General features: G+C 59.2%; 17 protein-coding genes, 1 pseudogene and 1 riboswitch. Of the genes and pseudogenes, 12 read left to right on the top strand and 6 right to left on the bottom strand.

Going from position 1 to position 16,799, the window contains the following annotated elements; translation table 11 throughout:
* The first annotated feature begins 177 nt into the window (after positions 1 to 177).
* Positions 178 to 1,365 (top strand): MFS transporter, encoded by a 1,188-nt coding sequence (locus tag ACEPAJ_RS11385; RefSeq protein ID WP_425914914.1) that lies wholly within the window; start codon positions 178 to 180, stop codon positions 1,363 to 1,365.
* A gap of 70 nt (positions 1,366 to 1,435) precedes the next feature.
* Here ACEPAJ_RS11385 and ACEPAJ_RS11380 read toward each other — a convergent pair whose 3' ends face one another.
* From ACEPAJ_RS11380 to ACEPAJ_RS11370, 3 genes are all read right to left on the bottom strand, one after another.
* Positions 1,436 to 2,074, bottom strand: a complete 639-nt coding sequence (locus tag ACEPAJ_RS11380; RefSeq protein ID WP_425914913.1) for an SOUL family heme-binding protein — start codon at positions 2,072 to 2,074, stop codon at positions 1,436 to 1,438.
* Positions 2,075 to 2,219: 145 nt separating this feature from the next.
* Positions 2,220 to 3,557: a serine hydrolase domain-containing protein gene (locus ACEPAJ_RS11375; protein WP_425914912.1), complete on the bottom strand. Its 1,338-nt coding sequence runs from the start codon at positions 3,555 to 3,557 to the stop codon at positions 2,220 to 2,222.
* A gap of 87 nt (positions 3,558 to 3,644) precedes the next feature.
* Positions 3,645 to 4,643 carry an AraC family transcriptional regulator gene (locus tag ACEPAJ_RS11370; protein WP_425914911.1) on the bottom strand — a complete coding sequence of 333 codons (999 nt, stop codon included), beginning with the start codon at positions 4,641 to 4,643 and terminating at the stop codon, positions 3,645 to 3,647.
* A 157-nt stretch (positions 4,644 to 4,800) separates the two neighbouring features.
* On the opposite strand from ACEPAJ_RS11370, the gene ACEPAJ_RS11365 reads away from it, so the two are divergent.
* The 4 genes and pseudogenes from ACEPAJ_RS11365 (at position 4,801) to trhA (ending at position 9,653) form a co-directional block, all read left to right on the top strand.
* Entirely contained in the window at positions 4,801 to 5,940 is a 1,140-nt protein-coding gene (locus ACEPAJ_RS11365) for an acyl-CoA dehydrogenase family protein (RefSeq protein ID WP_425914910.1), read from the top strand.
* Between the two features lie 57 nt (positions 5,941 to 5,997).
* On the top strand, positions 5,998 to 7,638 hold the full coding sequence (locus ACEPAJ_RS11360) for an AMP-binding protein (RefSeq protein WP_425914909.1): 1,641 nt from the start codon (positions 5,998 to 6,000) through the stop codon (positions 7,636 to 7,638).
* Positions 7,639 to 7,730: 92 nt separating this feature from the next.
* Entirely contained in the window at positions 7,731 to 8,912 is a 1,182-nt protein-coding gene (locus ACEPAJ_RS11355; protein ID WP_425914908.1) for a CaiB/BaiF CoA transferase family protein, read from the top strand.
* A 122-nt stretch (positions 8,913 to 9,034) separates the two neighbouring features.
* A pseudogene (gene trhA / locus ACEPAJ_RS11350) lies at positions 9,035 to 9,653 on the top strand (PAQR family membrane homeostasis protein TrhA).
* A 12-nt stretch (positions 9,654 to 9,665) separates the two neighbouring features.
* Here the strand turns inward: trhA and ACEPAJ_RS11345 are convergent.
* The 3 genes from ACEPAJ_RS11345 to ACEPAJ_RS11335 form a co-directional block, all read right to left on the bottom strand.
* Positions 9,666 to 10,166 (bottom strand): SprT family zinc-dependent metalloprotease, encoded by a 501-nt coding sequence (locus ACEPAJ_RS11345; protein ID WP_425918015.1) that lies wholly within the window; start codon positions 10,164 to 10,166, stop codon positions 9,666 to 9,668.
* Positions 10,167 to 10,273: 107 nt separating this feature from the next.
* Positions 10,274 to 10,873 carry a Yip1 family protein gene (locus tag ACEPAJ_RS11340; RefSeq protein WP_322950538.1) on the bottom strand — a complete coding sequence of 200 codons (600 nt, stop codon included), beginning with the start codon at positions 10,871 to 10,873 and terminating at the stop codon, positions 10,274 to 10,276.
* Between the two features lie 156 nt (positions 10,874 to 11,029).
* Positions 11,030 to 11,632: a DNA-J related domain-containing protein gene (locus ACEPAJ_RS11335; protein ID WP_425914907.1), complete on the bottom strand. Its 603-nt coding sequence runs from the start codon at positions 11,630 to 11,632 to the stop codon at positions 11,030 to 11,032.
* A 97-nt stretch (positions 11,633 to 11,729) separates the two neighbouring features.
* Here ACEPAJ_RS11335 and ttcA point away from each other — a divergent pair, with 97 nt between their 5' ends.
* The 7 genes from ttcA (at position 11,730) to ACEPAJ_RS11300 (ending at position 16,439) form a co-directional block, all read left to right on the top strand.
* A complete protein-coding gene (gene ttcA, locus ACEPAJ_RS11330) occupies positions 11,730 to 12,554 on the top strand; it encodes a tRNA 2-thiocytidine(32) synthetase TtcA (protein ID WP_090253070.1) in 825 nt (274 codons plus the stop codon).
* Positions 12,555 to 12,585: 31 nt separating this feature from the next.
* Positions 12,586 to 13,257 (top strand): DNA-3-methyladenine glycosylase I, encoded by a 672-nt coding sequence (locus tag ACEPAJ_RS11325; RefSeq protein WP_425914906.1) that lies wholly within the window; start codon positions 12,586 to 12,588, stop codon positions 13,255 to 13,257.
* A gap of 14 nt (positions 13,258 to 13,271) precedes the next feature.
* Positions 13,272 to 14,030, top strand: coding sequence for an NAD-dependent deacylase (locus ACEPAJ_RS11320; RefSeq protein WP_425914905.1), 759 nt, complete (start codon positions 13,272 to 13,274; stop codon positions 14,028 to 14,030).
* Between the two features lie 76 nt (positions 14,031 to 14,106).
* Positions 14,107 to 14,721 carry a C40 family peptidase gene (locus tag ACEPAJ_RS11315; protein ID WP_274088692.1) on the top strand — a complete coding sequence of 205 codons (615 nt, stop codon included), beginning with the start codon at positions 14,107 to 14,109 and terminating at the stop codon, positions 14,719 to 14,721.
* A gap of 161 nt (positions 14,722 to 14,882) precedes the next feature.
* The gene (locus tag ACEPAJ_RS11310) at positions 14,883 to 15,407 is read left to right on the top strand and encodes a C40 family peptidase (protein ID WP_322950541.1); all 525 of its coding nucleotides are present in this window, start codon (positions 14,883 to 14,885) and stop codon (positions 15,405 to 15,407) included.
* Between the two features lie 33 nt (positions 15,408 to 15,440).
* Complete coding sequence (locus tag ACEPAJ_RS11305; protein ID WP_425914904.1) at positions 15,441 to 16,103, top strand: O-methyltransferase; 663 nt, start codon at positions 15,441 to 15,443, stop codon at positions 16,101 to 16,103.
* Between the two features lie 15 nt (positions 16,104 to 16,118).
* Positions 16,119 to 16,439, top strand: a complete 321-nt coding sequence (locus ACEPAJ_RS11300) for a hypothetical protein (protein WP_425914903.1) — start codon at positions 16,119 to 16,121, stop codon at positions 16,437 to 16,439.
* 65 nt (positions 16,440 to 16,504) lie between these two features.
* Positions 16,505 to 16,733: riboswitch (cobalamin riboswitch) on the top strand.
* Positions 16,734 to 16,799: the final 66 nt, after the last annotated feature.

The raw sequence follows: 16,799 nt of genomic DNA, 5'->3' as shown, positions 1-16,799 counted from the left end.
TTAACGGTCTTGCTCAGTGCGCCGTTAAGCGTCTCACCGACGGGTTATTTATTCTTCGTAAGTCTTGAGCTGTTCGTACACGGCAAAGCGGTCGTGCTCGGCGCGCAAAGCCGGCCATGTCTGCTGCATGCTAATCTTCCAGAACGGCCGACTTAGAGCCTTTTTTGTGAGTTTTAGATGCCGACGACTAGCGATGCCTCTGTTTATCTGATGCGCGGTACTGCCGCCTACCGGCGTGCAACGTTGGCGCTGTTCTGCGCCGGTTTTGCCACCTTTGCCTTGCTCTACTGCGTGCAGCCGCTTCTGCCGTTGTTGGCGCAGCATTTCTCTGTATCGGCGGCCGGCAGCAGCCTGGCGTTATCGCTGACGACGCTGAGCCTGGCCGTCTGCCTACTGGTTTCGGGTGCGCTGGCCGAGAGCTGGGGGCGCAAGCCGGTGATGGTGGCGGCGCTGGGCCTCGCCTCGCTGTTGGGGATCGCCTGCGCGCTGGTCGATAGCTGGGATCATTTGCTTTGGCTACGCGCCTTGCTCGGCCTGGCCCTTAGCGGATTGCCGGCGCTGGCGATGGCTTATGTTGGCGAGGAGTTTGACCCCGAGGCTTTACCCGCGGCCATGGGCCTGTATATCGGCGGCACGGCGCTGGGTGGTTTGCTCGGACGTTTGCTGGCCGGTCTATTGAGTGATCTGGGCGGTTGGCCACTGGCATTAGCCGGTATTGCCGGCATGGGCCTATTGGCCCTGGTGCTGTTTATCTGGCTGCTGCCGCCGTCCCGGCATTTTCAGAAGCAGACGCTGTCGCTTCGCGGCCTGCTGGGTAACTTTGCCGCGCACTTGGGTAATGCTGAGCTGCGTCGGCTGTTTCTGTTGGCGTTTTTATTGATGGGCGGCTTTGTTGCCTTGTTCAACTACGTCGGTTTCCGGCTAGCGGCGGCGCCATTCAACCTGTCATCGAGCCTGATTGGTTTGCTCTTCACGGTTTATCTAGTGGGCATTTTTAGCGCTGGCTGGGCGGGGCGACTGGTGCCGCGTCTTGGCGCGCGGCAGGTGATGCTTGGTGGTATCGGCATCATGCTGTTAGGTGTGGCGCTCTGTGCCACGCCCTGGCTAAGTGCAGCAGTGGCCGGCCTGGCGCTGTTTACCCTGGGCTTTTTTGCCGCCCATGCGGTGGCCAGCGGGCAGGTAGGGCAGCGTGCGAACGGCGCCAAGGCGCAGGCCTCGGCGTTGTACTTGTGCGCTTATTACCTGGGCTCCAGCGTGATTGGCTACGGCGCGGGTTATATCTGGGAACATGCCGGCTGGCTGCCGATGCTAGCGGTGCTGGCCGCGCTGTTTGTCTCGGCCGGAATCAGTGTGCGTAAGCTCTAAGGCTTGAGTTGCGGGTTCACACAAATGCTTGTGTATGCGGCGGCAGGCCATCGATTGACTGAGCAAACACTCAGTTGTGGCCATCCGCTGGCATTGCAATGGGCACTAAGACTTCATTGCGGCGTAAAAACCACGGCATAAAGGGTGGGTTGTAGCGGGCCCATACTGGTTCGCCGACAACACGCCAGCCGTTTTTGCTAATCCACGCGTCGAGCTCTGCTTTGTTGCGCGTGTAGGCACGTTCACTCCAGAACCCCGAGTAGCGCACCGCCGCCATCTGTCGCGCGGGGACTTGGCGCAATGTCACCTGTGGGTCTTTAGGCGCCGGCAGCGTGGCCAGTGAGAGGGTCGCAGGCATCATAAAGCTTACGGCCCAACTGCCATCGATTTGCTGTTGGCCAACGGGTGAAGTCATCGCGATTTTCTCACCGTCAGCCTCTTGAGCGACCGGTGCGGTCATCGCAATTTTCTGGCTGGAGGTGTTGTTGCCCGAAATGTAATCAAACAGCCGGCTAAACGCTTTGCTGCCAGCCTGATCAAAATCCCCGTCTACCCGGGTTTCTGCAACAACATGGGGCTCATAGTTACGCAACTCAAAGCTGTCTTCTTTAAGCACAACTGAGTATTTCGCTTCCTCAACGGCCATTGCGTTTCCACTCCCAAGGAGTGCAGCAAAAAACACTGCTGCAGCCTGTTTTAGATAGGTCATTCGCGTTCACCCGCTACTGTGCATCACTGGAGTGAGGCGCCGAGGCCATTTGTTTAGCTCGGCTGCTCACTATCTCATCGCCCTTAAGTCTTGAACGCTGCATATGCAACAAGTTCATCGCACGCCGATTTACGACTTGGGTGACTCAGGGCTTTTGCTGCACCATCAGGTATTTTGCGACGGCCTCGTAAGCCGGTAATGAGGTGGGGTCGTTGGCGGCGTTTGCCGCGATTGGGTGGCTGGCGAAGCGGGCAATCACCATCTCGGCAGTCGTGTCAATGTACAGCGCTTGGCCATGCACCCCGCGCGCCATGAAGGCGCCATGGGCGTTGTGGGTGACCCACCACATATTGCGATAGCTCCAGCCGGGCAACAGCGAGTAGCCGGCCTTGGCGAAATCTTCACGGCTTGCACCGTTGCGGATGTCTGTCACGACCTCAACCGGCAAGATTTGCTGGTCGTTGTAACGGCCGTTGTTGCGCACCATTTCACCAAAGCGTGCCAGGTCACGCAGGCCGCTGTTCAGCCCGCCACCGGCAAACGGTGTGCCGATGGAGTCCACGGACATGTAGGCATCCTGCTCTGCGCCGAGTTTGCTCCAGATACGCTCCGACAGCAGTTTTGCCACGTTGCGGCCACTCGCGCGCGCCAGCACCCAGCCTAGGGCGTCGGTGTTGGCGGTGCGGTAGTGGAAGGCCTCGCCATGCTTACCCTGCGGCTGAACCGTTGCCAGAAACTCATAATAAGTACGTGGCCCCTGGTAGTCCGCTGGCTTAGGCAGCGGATTGCCGGCGGCTGCATGCGCCCAGACCTCGGCATTGGGGTCGGCGTAGTCTTCGCTGAAGCGAATGCCGGTGGTCATATCCATCAACTGGCGAACCGTGGCGTTACCGAAGGCTGATGCAGCCAGCTCGGGTACGTAGTAGGTCACCTTGCGTTCAGGCTCCAGCGTGCCTTCGGCAACCAGCAGCGCGGCCAGGGTGCCCATAAAGGTCTTGGTAACTGACATGGCGCCATGCTGACCTTGCGCTTTGAGAACACCGAAATAGCGTTCGTAGACGATTGCGCCGCGATGCAGCACGACAATGCCGTCGGTGTAGTTGGCCAATAGCGATTGCTGCCAGTTCATGGGCACATCAGCACCAAGCGGCATGAATAAAACGGCGTCGATGGCGTCCAGCAGGTTGCGCTTTAGCGGCGAAGGCTCGCTAAGCCCATGCGACACATTGACGGTGGGCATGAGTTGGCGAAAGTTGGAGACACTCCAGCGCATCTGCGGGAAGCGAAAATAACTGCCGTCATCGAAACGCAGAATGCGCTCAGGCGGTGGCGGCGAGCCAACCATCCAGCCCAGTTCTGCCGGATCACTGGCCTGCGCGCTTGGGAATTGCGCAGGTGGACTGGCGTGGGCCGAGCATACGAATGCGCTGAATAGCAGGCACAAGCTCAGGGGTAATGATCCTTTCAAGCAGCGTATGTCCATGATCTGCACCCTCTGTGTATGTCTATTTAGTAGAGCATAGGCGGCCAAGTACGCCCGCCATCAGCGCTGCAGTAAGTATTCTTCTGTTTAGGCTTCCTGGGCCCGATACGCCCCCGGCGTCAGCCCCGTCCATTTTTTAAAGGCACGGTGAAAAGCCGACGGCTCGGAGAAGCCCAGCTGCTCGGCAATATCTTGAATCGCCAGGTCATCGCGGCCTAGGTGGTAAATCGCCAAATCCCGGCGCAAATGGTCTTTTAACTCCTGAAAGCTCGAGCCTTCTTCACGCAAATGCCGGCGCAGGGTTTGTGGGCTCATGTGCAGCTGTTGCGCCACGGCGTCGAGGTCTGGCCAGTTGCTGCAGTCGCGACCAAGCAGGCGGCGGATTTGGCTGATCAGGCTGTCGCCGCCATCCGGGCGCGCCAGCAGATCGGCCGGAGAATGCTGGAGGAATTGCTTGAGGGTGCGCTCGTCTTGTAGCAGCGGCATGGCCAGATAGCGGGCGTGGAACAGCAGGCTGGTACGCCCTGCGGAAAAACGCCGGTTGCAGGGGAACAGCAATTCGTACTCGGCGGCGTGGGCGGGCTGGGTGTAGGTGAAAGTGGCTTCTTCCAAACGAATGCGCTGGCCGATTAGCCAGCTGCCGAGGCGATGCCAGATCACCAGCAGGCATTCAACCAGAAAGTGGTCGGGGTCAAGCAGGCTCGAGCCGTCCACGCTCAGTCGTGCCCAATCACCTTCACGCTGAATGCTGATGATCGGTGCTTCGGGGAACAGGCTGTAGAACAGCGCGCCCCGGCTCAGGGCTTTTTCCAGCGAGCGGCAATGGATGATCGCGTAACACATCATGGCGAACGTGCCGCGCTTACTGCGCAGGCGGCCAAAACCGAGGTATTCGTCGTCGAGGCTTTCCCACAACAACTGCACCAAACGGGCGAATTGCTCGGGGGCGATACGGGCACGTGGCTCATCGAGCAAGGCGGGTTGAATCCCCAGCTGTCGCAGCAGTGGCGTGCAATCTTGGCCCTTAGCCTCGGCACCGCGTAAGGCGGCGCGGACAAAGTGGCTGGCGATGGTGCGTTCGCGCATGACGGCTCCTTGAAAGTGCGCCGATGGTAAGCAGCTTGACGGGCATAGAACAAGCACCGAGCGAATGGGTCAACCCAGGCTGAGCGCATGGGTCATTGAGGCTGGTGGCTGCGCAGGCCTAACCTGCAGCACGACTTCAGCTCTAGGAGCCATCCCCATGCAGCGCAACATTTTCGAGACCGAACACAGCATGTTTCGCGACGCCTTTGCCGCTTTTCTGAAGAAGGAAGTGGTGCCCCATCAGGACCAATGGGAGGCCGATGGCATGGTCAGCCGTGAGGTGTGGAAGAGGGCCGGCGACATGGGTTTTCTGCTGCCCTGGGCGGATGAGGAATACGGCGGTGCGGGCCTCAGGGATTTTCGCTACGAGCAGATTATGTGCGAGGAGTTGGCCAAGGTTAACGAAGCCGGCTTTATGTTGCCGCTGCACTCGGCGCTGTGCGGCCCTTATATCGCTGAATACGGCACCGCTGAGCAGAAGGCGCGGTTTATGCCGGGGATTATCAGTGGTGAGCTGATTCTTGCGGTGGCGATGACCGAGCCGAGCGCCGGCTCCGACCTGGCCGGCATGCGCACCAGTGCGGTGGAGCAGGACGATCACTACCTGCTCAACGGCTCCAAGGTGTTTATCTCCAACGGCTTGTTGGCCGATGTGGTGATCGTTGCAGCCAAGACCAACCCGGCTAACAAACATGCCATGGGCTTGTTCCTGGTTGAGCGCGGCATGGAGGGTTTCGAACGCGGCAAGAAGCTGGAAAAACTCGGCATGAAGAGCCAGGACACCGCCGAGCTGTTTTTCAATAACGTCAAGGTGCCCAAAGCCAACCTGCTGGGGGATGCCAAGGGTGGCTTCTTCTATTTAATGAACATGCTCGCTCAGGAGCGCCTGACCAATGCCTGTGGCGCGGTGGCCGGTGCCGAGGCGGCGCTGCAAGTGACCATCGATTACGTGAAAGAGCGTAAGGCCTTCGATCGGCCGATTTCGCACTTCCAGAACACCCGCTTCAAGCTGGCGGAAATGCGCACGCAAATCGACGTGGCCCAAGTGTTTGTTGATCGCTGCGTGATGGATCACAACGAGAAAAAGCTCACCCCGGAAGTCGCTGCCGAGGCCAAGCTGTTCACTACTGAGCTACTGGGCAAGGTGGTCGATGAGGGGGTGCAACTGCACGGCGGCTGGGGTTATATGTGGGAGTACCCAATCTGCAAGATGTACGCGAATGCGCGTATTCAGCGCATTTTTGCCGGCACCTCGGAAATCATGAAAGAGATCATCAGCCGCGGGATGAAGCTTTAAAAGAGGGCTAATGGCTAAATCGAGGCGCGACAGACACTAACAATAAGAGGTCTGCACATGGACGAACAACTGCCTCTGGAGCGCCTGGCGCTCTGGGTTGAGAAACGCCCCGATGCGGTCTGGCTTAGCCAGCCGGTAGATGGGCAATGGCATGATTTCACTTGGGCGCAGGTGGATGAGCAGGCGCGGCGCATGGCCACGGCGCTGCATGCACTGGGCTGTGCGCCGGGTGACCGAGTGGCGCTGCTGGCGAAGAACTGCGCCGAATGGGTGATTGCCGATCTGGCGATCATGATGGCTGGGCTAATCAGCGTGCCGTTGTATCCCCTGCAGTCAGCCGAGAGCATCGCGTATGTGCTGCGTCATTCGCAGTGCAAGGCGATCTTCCTCGGCAAGCTGGATGAGCCGGCCAAGTTGGCGCCCGGTATTCCCGCTGAAGTGATGCGGATTGCCATGCCGTATCCGACCATCGAGGCCCGTCACGGCTGGCATGCTTTGCTGGCGGCGCACCAGCCGTTGGCCGTAACGCATCAGCAGGCGCCCGATGCCTTGCTAAGCATCCTCTATACGTCCGGCACCACAGGGCGGCCCAAGGGGGTGATGCTCTCGGCCAAAGCGTTCGCCTATGCCGGTAGCCATTCGGTGCAGGAGTTGCAAATCACCGAGCAGGATCAGTTCTTCTCATACCTGCCGCTATCGCATGCCGCCGAGCGTTTTCTGGTGGAAATGAACGCCTTATACAGCGGTGGGCGGGTGGCTTTTGTTGAGTCGCTGGAGACCTTTGCCAGCGATTTACGCCATGTGCGCCCGACTGTGTTCTTCTCCGTGCCGCGCCTGTGGACGCGCTTTCAACAGGGCGTGCTGGAGAAACTGCCGCAGCCCAAACTGGCGCGTTTGCTGGGTATTCCGCTGATTGGCGGCTTGGTCGCGCGCAAAATACGCAAGGGCTTAGGGCTGGATCGCGCACGGATTCTGGTCAGTGGCGCGGCAGCGATTCCGCCAGCCTTGCTGGATTGGTACCAGCGTATCGGTATGACCATCTGCGAGGGCTATGGCATGACCGAGCACTTCGCGTACGGCTGTTTCAACCGGCCTGGGCAGGTGCGTTTCGGCACGGTGGGGCGGCCAATGCCGGGTAATGAGCTGCGCCTTGCCGAGAATGGCGAAATCCTGCTGCGTTGCCCTTGCCTAATGTTGGGCTACTACGAGGAGCCGGAGAAAACCGCTGAAACCATTACCGATGGCTGGCTGCACACCGGTGACAAGGGCGAGATTGATGCGGCCGGTTACCTGAAAATCACCGGGCGGGTGAAGGACATCTTCAAGACCAGCAAGGGCAAGTACATCGCCCCGGCGCCGATTGAGGGTGAAATTGCCAAAAATCTCTGGGTTGAGCAGGTGTGCCTGATGGGCAGCAACCTGGACCATCCACTGGCGTTGATCGAGCTGTCGCCAGCGGCCCGCGAGCATGCGCGTGAGCAGGTGGCGGCGCAGCTGCTGCAGACACTAGAGCAGCTCAACGCGCAGCTGCAGCCGCATGAACGGATCAGCCATTTCGTGTTGGTGAGCGAAGCCTGGACCGTGGACAACGGCTGCATGACCCCAACCATGAAGATTCGCCGTAACGTGCTGGAGGCGCGCTTTGCCGATCAACTGGCGGCGCTGGATGCCAAGCAACCGCTGCATTGGCAGTCATAGGTTTGTTTGCGTAGCCCGGATGCATCCGGGAGTGTGTTGATAGTCCCCGGATTACATCCGGGCTACGGGATTTAGTTCCCTGAGGAGCTGTTATGCAAGGCCCGCTGTCGTCCCTAAAAGTGCTGGATTTCTCCACCCTGTTGCCGGGGCCTTTCGCCTCTTTATTGTTAGCCGATATGGGCGCCGAGGTGCTGCGGGTTGAGTCGCCTTCGCGCATGGACCTGGTGCGTGTGCTGCCGCCGCATGACGGCGGCGTGTCGGCCAGCCATGCCTACCTCAACCGCAACAAGCGCTGCATCGCCCTGGACCTGAAAAAGCCTGAAGCGGTGGAAATGGTCAAGCAACTGGTGGCCGAGTACGACATCGTGCTGGAGCAGTTCCGTCCAGGCGTGATGGACAAGCTCGGCGTCGGCTACGAGGCACTCAAGGCGATTAATCCGAAGCTGATTTACGTGTCGATCACCGGTTACGGTCAGACCGGGCCCTATAAAGATCGCGCCGGGCATGACATCAATTACCTGGCTTTGGCCGGTATCGCCAGTTACACCGGGCGCCGCGACACCGGGCCGCTGCCGCTGGGTATTCAGGCGGCGGATATTGCCGGCGGCTCGTTGCACGGGGTGATCGGCCTACTAGCAGCGGTTATCCAGCGTCAGGCCACGGGGCAGGGCCAGCAGGTGGACATCAGCATGACCGACTGCGCCTTCAGCCTGCACGGCATGGCCGGGGCAGGGTATCTGGCGGCTGGGGTTGAGCCGGCAATGGAAAACCAGCCACTGAATGGCGGCAGTTTCTACGACTATTACCGCACCCGAGATGGTCGTTGGTTCTCGGTTGGTAGCCTGGAACCGCAGTTTATGCAGCAATTCTGCGCCGCGATTGGTCGCCCTGAGTTGGCAGCGCGCGGTCTTTCACTTAAACCGGAGGATCAGCAAGCGCTTAAACGCGAGATCGAAATCGAATTTGAGAAGCGCGATTTCGTCGAGTGGGGCCAGGTATTCGCTGAATTGGATGCCTGCGTGGAGCCGATGCTCAACCTCAGTGAGGCCGTTGAGCACCCGCAGATCAAAGCGCGCGATCTGATCACCGAGGTGCCGCGTGCCGGCAGTGCGCCACAGGCGCAGATCGCCTGCCCGATCAAGTTCTCTAGCGGTCTGCCTGCACCTCGGCATATCGGTGCGGCGTTGGGGGCGCACACCGAAGAAGTACTGGTCGAACTGGGTTATAGCGTCGAGCAGATTACCCAGCTCAAGGCGGCAAAAGTGGTGGCCTGAGCTCCGTTTGAATGAGCAGTCGCGTACTTTATGCGTAGCACCTGATGCACAGGCTGCTCGTCAAATGCTGAGTTTTCCGGCATAAGCGTGGTTCGCGCCAATAGGCCATGCAGGGAAACAGCATGTATCACGGTGAACGCTTCAACGCCTGGACCCATCTGGTCGGAACGCTACTGGCCAGCGTGGGCGCCGTGTGGTTGCTGTTGATGGCAAGCCTGGATGGCGACGTACGCAAGATTGTCAGTGTGGCCATCTATGGCCTGACGCTGGTGCTGCTTTACAGTATTTCCACGCTCTACCACAGCGTGCAGGGGCGGGCGAAGGTGGTGATGCGTAAGCTCGACCACCTGTCGATCTACCTGCTGATTGCCGGTAGCTATACGCCATTTTGCCTAGTGACGCTTGAAGGGGCGTGGGGGCTGGACGCTGTTTGGCGTCGTCTGGACGCTGGCCGTTATTGGCATGTTGCAGGAGATCAAACCGCGCTCCGAGGCGCGCGTGCTGTCGATTGTGATCTACGCCGTAATGGGCTGGATTGTGCTGGTGGCGGTCAAACCGCTGATCGCTGCGTTAGGGATGGCTGGGTTTATCTGGCTGGCCGGCGGCGGTGTGTTTTACACCGTGGGCATTATCTTCTTCGTCTACGACAGCCGTTTCCGTCATTGGCATGGCATCTGGCACCTGTTCGTTATGGGCGGCAGCTTGATGCACTTCGTCGCGGTGTTGCGTTACGTGCTGTGAGCCCTTGGCGGGCTATTCGATGCGCTGCTCACCGGTAAAACTCAAGGTCACCTTGCAGCGCCGGCAGAAGTAGCGCCGGCCTTTTTTGACCAGCGTGTGGCGCTGGGCCGAAAACGGGAATTCCCCTTGCGGGCAGCTGCAGCGGTAGATGTAGCGACTCACCGCACGCCGTTGCACGGCGTAGGTATGGCAGCGGTTGGGCGCCAGCTCATATACACCGCGCATGATCAGCTGCCACTCCTCGCCGTGGGGCTGGATTTTCAGGCCAAACAGCTGATGGGCAATCAGGTGCGCGACTTCATGGGGCACGGTCTGCTTGAGAAAGTCTTCGCGATTTTCCCGGTACAACTGCGGGTTGAAGCGCAGTTTATTTTCCGTCAGGTGCGCCACGCCTGCCTTTTGGCCACGCAGCTTGAAACTCACCTCGGCGCGGGCAAAGGGTTGCTTGAAGAACGCTTCAGCTTGCTGGTAGCAATGCTCTACGCGGCTTAGGAGTTGCTCAGGCATATAGATGATGATCGAGGCTGGGCCGGCGATTATGCCCAAGGCCTTTGATGTACGCAGCCCTGAAACGACGAAACCACCCGCAGGTGGTTTCGTTACGTGTCATCAAGTAAGCGCTAGCTGGTGTACACCGGGCCGACCCCAAAGCCCCAGAGAATCACCGAACTGGCAATCATCGCCACCAGCACCACCAAACCTACTGCGAGCACCGAGCTGGAGAACATAAAGCCTTCATCCTCGGGGATGCCCATAAACCGCGGGATACCGACATACAGCAGGTACACCGTGTAGCAGATGGCTGCTGTGCCCACCACCATGGCCAGCCAGAGGTGCGGGTAGAGTGCTGCGAGCCCACCGATAAACAGCGGAGTGGCGGTGTAGGCAGCAAATACCACGCATTGCGTTAGGTTCGGGCTGGCATCGTAGGTGCGCGCCATCCAATGGATGAATGCGCCCATTACTGCAACACCAGCCAGCATTGCCAGGTAGGTCATGAAGGTCATTTGCAGTGCGCTGGCTTCTGTCAGCATCACCGGCGCTCGATCACCAATGGCCCAGCCTACCTGGGTTGTGCCGATGTAGGCCGAGATCGCAGGAACTGCCGCGAGAATCAGTACGTGGGTGAGATACATGTGGCTGATGGTTTCTTCTTCGCCACGGATTTCCTGCCATTCCTGGTCAGGGTGGGTGAATAGTCCCCAAACGTGATGGATCATGCCAGACCTCCTGTTTTTATAGCGGTCGCCCCCAGCGCAGCGCCTGATTGGCATGGACAGCGTCATCAGGTGCGATGCCGAACCTATGCGACCGTATGTCGCAGTATAGGCAGCCATTACGGCTGGAAAGGCGGGGCGTTAGAGCAAATCGGACTCTCAGCCGCGGCCGTAATAACGTTCGAGGATTTCCATAGCCTTATTGATTGACTGCAAGCGCTCTGTACTGCCGCCGCGATCCGGGTGGTGCAGGCTGACCAGTTGCCGGTAGCGCTGTTTGATGCTGGCAGGCGTGAGTGTTTGCGCACTGTCGCTAAGTTCAAAGAGTTCCAGCGCGGCCTGTTGCTCCTCACCACCCTGCATGCGTGACCAGAAGCTGCGCAGCAGCTTGGCTACATCCTGCTCGTCGGTGTCGCGGAGTTGGCTCATGTCGAGGTAGTAATCGCGCAGTGGGTCATGCTCGCTCAGCTGCGCACTGCCCGGTTGATAGGGCAGCAGCTGGATGTTCAGCACGCTGATCTGCAGGTGGCCGCGTTGCGTCGCCCACAGCCGTTCGCGCAGGCGATAGAGCGCGTTGAACAGCAGAAAATGGGTACGAAACAGCACCAGGTGGTCAGTCAGTGGCAGGTTGGGGATGTGCGTGCAGTGGCGGGCTTTCAACTGCTGGATCAATTGGTATTCGCCAAGGCCCGCGGGCGCGGCATCAAGCAACTGGAGCACATGTTCGGATAGGTCGAGGTTCGGGTTGAAGTCGTCGTTCATCGGTCGAGCCTAGCATTTCAACAACTGTGGGGTAGGGTGCGTCACGCTTTCTGCGTAAAATGCCGCATTCTCAACGGCTTCCGGATTTCAGCGCACCATGGGTACCCTCTCGGTCAATCAGAACAAACTGCAAAAACGCTTGCGTCGCCAGGCGGGCGAAGCCGTCGCCGACTTCAACATGATCGAAGATGGCGACAAGGTCATGGTCTGCCTGTCCGGCGGCAAAGACAGCTACACCATGCTCGACGTGCTGTTGCACCTGCAGAAAGTCGCCCCGATCAAGTTCGAGATCGTCGCGGTGAACATGGACCAGAAGCAGCCAGGCTTTCCCGAGCACGTGCTGCCGGCCTATCTGGAGTCCATCGGTGTGCCGTACCACATCGTCGAGAAGGACACCTATTCGGTGGTCAAAGAGAAGATCCCGGAAGGCAAGACCACTTGCTCGCTGTGCTCGCGCCTGCGTCGCGGCACGCTGTACACCTTTGCCGATGAGATCGGTGCGACCAAGATGGCCCTGGGTCATCACCGCGACGACATCCTGGAAACCTTCTTCCTCAATATGTTCTACGGCGGCACCCTCAAGGCCATGCCGCCCAAGTTGCGCGCCGATGATGGCCGTAACGTGGTGATTCGTCCGCTGGCTTACTGTAATGAGGCGGATATCGAGGCTTACAGCCAGCTCAAGGAATTCCCAATCATTCCGTGCAACCTCTGTGGCTCCCAGGAAAACCTGCAGCGTCAGGTGGTTAAAGAAATGCTGCAGGACTGGGAGCGTAAGTCGCCGGGGCGCACCGAGATCATGTTCCGTGCCCTGCAGAACGTGGTGCCCTCGCAATTAGCCGACCGTAACCTGTTCGACTTCAAGAGCCTGAAAATCGACGACAGCGCGACGCCGCGTTTTCTCGATGTGATGAACCTCTGATTTAGCGGTTTCCCGGCTTAAGGACTGCCCGATGCGCGATTACAAATGGCTGCATGAATACTGTTTGAACCGCTTTGGCTCGGTGGCGGCGTTGGAATCGATGCTGCCGCAACCGCGCAGCGCGGCCCAGTTACGCGCGATCAGTGATGACCGCTACCTGTCGACGCTGAGCCTGCGGGTCTTCCGTGCCGGCCTCAAGCACAGCCTGGTGGATGCCAAGTGGCCGGCGTTTGAACAGGTGTTCTTCGGTTTCGACCCGGAGAAAGTGGTGCTGATGGGCGCTGAGCGCCTGGAAAACCTGATGCAGGATGCGCGCATCATCCGGCACTTGGGCAAGCTCAAAAGCGTGCCGCGCAATGCCCAGTTTATTCTTGATGTGCGCCAGGAAAAGGGCAGTTTCGGCGCATTGATCGCCGATTGGCCGGTCAGCGATATCGTCGGGCTGTGGAAGTACTTGGCCAAGCACGGCAGTCAGCTTGGCGGGTTGTCGGCGCCGCGCTTTCTGCGCATGGTCGGCAAAGATACCTTTGTGCCCAGCGATGATTTGGTCGCGGCATTAAAGGCACAGAAGATCGTCGATAAGCTGCCGACCAGCTTGAAAGAGCGCGCAGCGGTTCAGGCGGCGTTTAATGAGTGGCATGAGCAGAGCGGGCGCCCCTTATGTCAGCTGTCGATGATGCTGGCTTATACCGTCAATCATTGAAGTTGGAGCTTCTAATGGAACAAGCCATCAAGCGCGTCGCCGAGCAACTCAAGCAGGCCGAGCGGATCTTGCTGATTACCGGCGCTGGCTTGTCGGCCGACTCCGGGTTGCCGACTTACCGAGGGGTGGGTGGGCTGTATAACGGCCAGACTGCTGAGGGCTTGCCGATTGAAACGGCGCTCTCGGGGCCGATGCTGCAACGCGACCCGGCGCTGTGCTGGAAGTACCTGGCGGAGCTGGGCAAGGCCTGCCTGGGCGCTCAGGCTAATGCTGGGCATTACGCGATTGCTGAACTGCAGCGCAGAAAACCGCATTGCTGGCTGCTAACGCAGAACATTGATGGCTATCACCGTGCGGCAGGCAGCCCGATGGAGCGGGTAATCGAGATTCATGGCGAGCTGGCACCCTTATATTGCCAGTCTTGTGGCGCTGTGGATGCCGAACTGGCCGCGCATTTGCAGCGGCCGCTGCCACCCAAATGCCGGCAATGCGCCGGCATACTGCGCCCGCCCGTGGTGCTATTTGGAGAAATGCTGCCGGAGCAGGCCATCGCTTCGCTGTATGCCGAGTTAGGCAAGGGCTTTGATGTCGTTATCAGCGTCGGCACCAGCGCCAGCTTTCCCTACATCGTCGAGCCGTTGCTGCGCACCCGGCAAGCAGGGGGATTCACCGCCGATATCAATCCGCAGCGCAGCGACCTGAGCAATAGGGTGGATGTCCATTTGCAAGGGCGCGCTTTAGATGTTTTGCCAGAACTACTGAGTCACATTTAGAGCCATAGAATTTGCAAATGCATGTCATAGAGGGCATAGTCGCGCTCTTATGAAATCCACCGACACGGTCGTGCCCATGCTCCAACGCCTCGCACCCCTCGTGCCTATTGCACTCTCCCTGGTCCTGGCCGCCTGCGCCAACCATGCTCCGCAACCGGAGCTGACCACTCAATCTTCAGTGTTCTCCTCGACAGACCTTGCCGAGTTTGATGAGCAAGCCAAAGAAGCCGCCCTTGGCGATTTCACCGAAGAAAAGGCATACAAACTCCCGCAACTGGCTGACGGCATTCTGTCCCACGGTCTGTCACTGGTAGGTACGCGCTATCGCTTTGGTGGCGGCTCGGTAAGTTCCGGCTTCGATTGCAGCGGTTTTATCGGTTACCTGTTTAAAGAAGAGGCCGGCCTGAAGTTGCCGCGCTCGACCCGCGATATGATCAATATCGACGCACCATTGGTGGAGCGTGATGACCTTAAGCCGGGCGATCTGCTGTTCTTTAGCACCAACGGCCGTGGTCGCGTCAGCCATGCCGGCATCTACATGGGTGATGATCAATTCATCCATTCTTCCAGCAGTCGCAGCGGCGGTGTGCGGGTCGATAGCCTGGATGATCGCTACTGGAAGCGCACCTTTATCGAGGCCAAGCGGGCCTTGGCGCTGGCGCCAACCGAGTCGCTCGTACGTAACCCTTGAGTGCGGCGTGCAGCGGCCGTAACGTTAAGGTCGCTGTAGCCCGTTATCCTCTCTGACGTATCTCGATAGATTTCAACAACCTGCCAAGCAAAGCTAAAGCTTGCACTCGCATGTGCAAGCCGGCAGAGTAGGGCGCATCCCGGCTCAGGATCGCCTTGTCCATGACCGCATTCTCCCGTATCAGCTTGATTGTGTTGGCCGCGCTGCTTAGCGCCTGCGCGAGTCAAGCGCCCGCGCCAACCCCGCAACCCACTGTTTATCAGCCCATCAGCAGCTTTAACGGCAATGCTGATGATGTGCTATTTCGTGCGCTGGGCTTGGTAGGCACGCCCTATCGCTATGGCGGTAATACCCCCGAAGGCGGCTTCGACTGCAGCGGCTTGATCGGCTTTGTTTACCGTGATGCCGCAGGCATCAAGCTGCCGCGCACTACCCGTGAGCTGATCAGCATGCGCGCCCCAGGCATTGGGCGCGATGCGCTGCAAAGCGGTGATCTGGTGTTTTTTGCCACCAGTGGCGGCAGCCAGGTCAGCCATGCGGGTATTTATGTCGGCAATGGCCGCTTCGTGCATGCGCCCTCCAGCGGCGGCACTGTGCGCCTGGACAGCCTGAGCAATACGTATTGGCAGCGTACTTACTTGAATGCCAAGCGTGTGTTCACCCCGGAGCTGGCGGGTAACCCCTGAGGCCCAGCCCTGGGTATTTGTAGAGGGGCTTTTATGACCACTCAAACGCTTAATCTCGATGCTGATCTCTATCAGTACCTGCTGGATGTATCGCTGCGCGAGACGCCACTGCTCAAGCGTCTGCGCGAAGAAACCGCTCTGCTGACTCATTCACGCTGGCAAATCGCCCCCGAGCAGGGCCAGTTCATGGCCTTGTTGGTACAGCTGATCGGCGCGCGGCGGATTGTCGAAGTCGGCACCTTCACCGGTTACAGCGCTATCTGTATGGCCCAGGCCATGCCGAGCGATGGCCACTTGATTTGTTGCGACATTCCCGGCGGCTACAACGCCACGGCCAAACGTTACTGGGCTGAGGCGGGCCTCGCTGAGCGTATTGAGCTGCGGCTAGCGCCGGCGCTGCAAACCCTGGAAGCGCTTGCAGCTGAAGGGCTGACAGGGCGTATTGATCTGCTGTTTATCGACGCCGACAAAGCCAACTATCCGGCTTATTTGGAGCACGCCCTGCGTCTGGTACGTCAGGGTGGGCTGATTCTGTTCGACAACACCTTGTGGAGTGGCCGGGTGCTTGAACAGAGCCCCGAGGGCGCTGACACCCGAGCGATTCAGGCGCTCAACTTGGCGCTGCGTGATGACCCGCGCATCGACCTGTCCCTGCTACCGCTCGGCGATGGCCTGAGCCTGTGCCGTAAACGCTGAGCCGGCGTTGCTTGTATGCCCGAACCGATTCGCCTGCCCGAACAACCTGACGCCTGTGAACTTTGCGCCCGCGCTGCGCTGCTGACGCGCCATCACTTGATCCCCAAGGCACTGCACAACAAGGTTTACGTGCAAAAACGCTTCGGCAAAAGTGAGCGCATCAGCGCCACGCTCTGGGTGTGCCGTGCCTGTCACAACCAGATCCATCGGCTGTTCAGCGAAAAAGAGCTGGCGCTGACCTACAACAATCGTGACAGCCTGCTCAGTGATGAGCGCTTGCGTACCTTTGTTGAGTGGTTGGCGAGCAAGCCGGCGGGTTTTATGCCGCGGCATTGAGTGGCACGTGAGGCGTCGGCGCTATGCGCGGCGTTATGCGTTGACGCTCTGTATGCAAGTCTCTACCCTGCGCGCCTGCAACAGGTGCCCCAAACGCATAGCGTTCAAAGGGTGAAACAGGGAAGCCGGTGCGTTACGTGTTAACCACGCAACTATTTCGGCGCTGCCCCCGCAACGGTAAACGAGTCAAAGATCGCCACTAGCCACTGTGCCCACCGGCATGGGAAGGCGCGATCCGGGAACCTCAAGGTTCCACTCGTAAGCCCGGAGACCGGCCTGCTGCATCCACGGCATTGCGGAGGGCGTTGCCGGGCTGATGTGGCTGTATTGCTGCTCTATCTGCCTATGCTGTTCTCCCAA

The sequence above is a fragment of the Pseudomonas sp. GWSMS-1 genome, from assembly GCF_049847425.1.
In the GTDB taxonomy this organism is placed as follows: domain Bacteria; phylum Pseudomonadota; class Gammaproteobacteria; order Pseudomonadales; family Pseudomonadaceae; genus Aquipseudomonas.
Note: the sequence above shows the minus strand (reverse complement) of the source record. Positions and strands in the feature narration are given on the sequence as shown.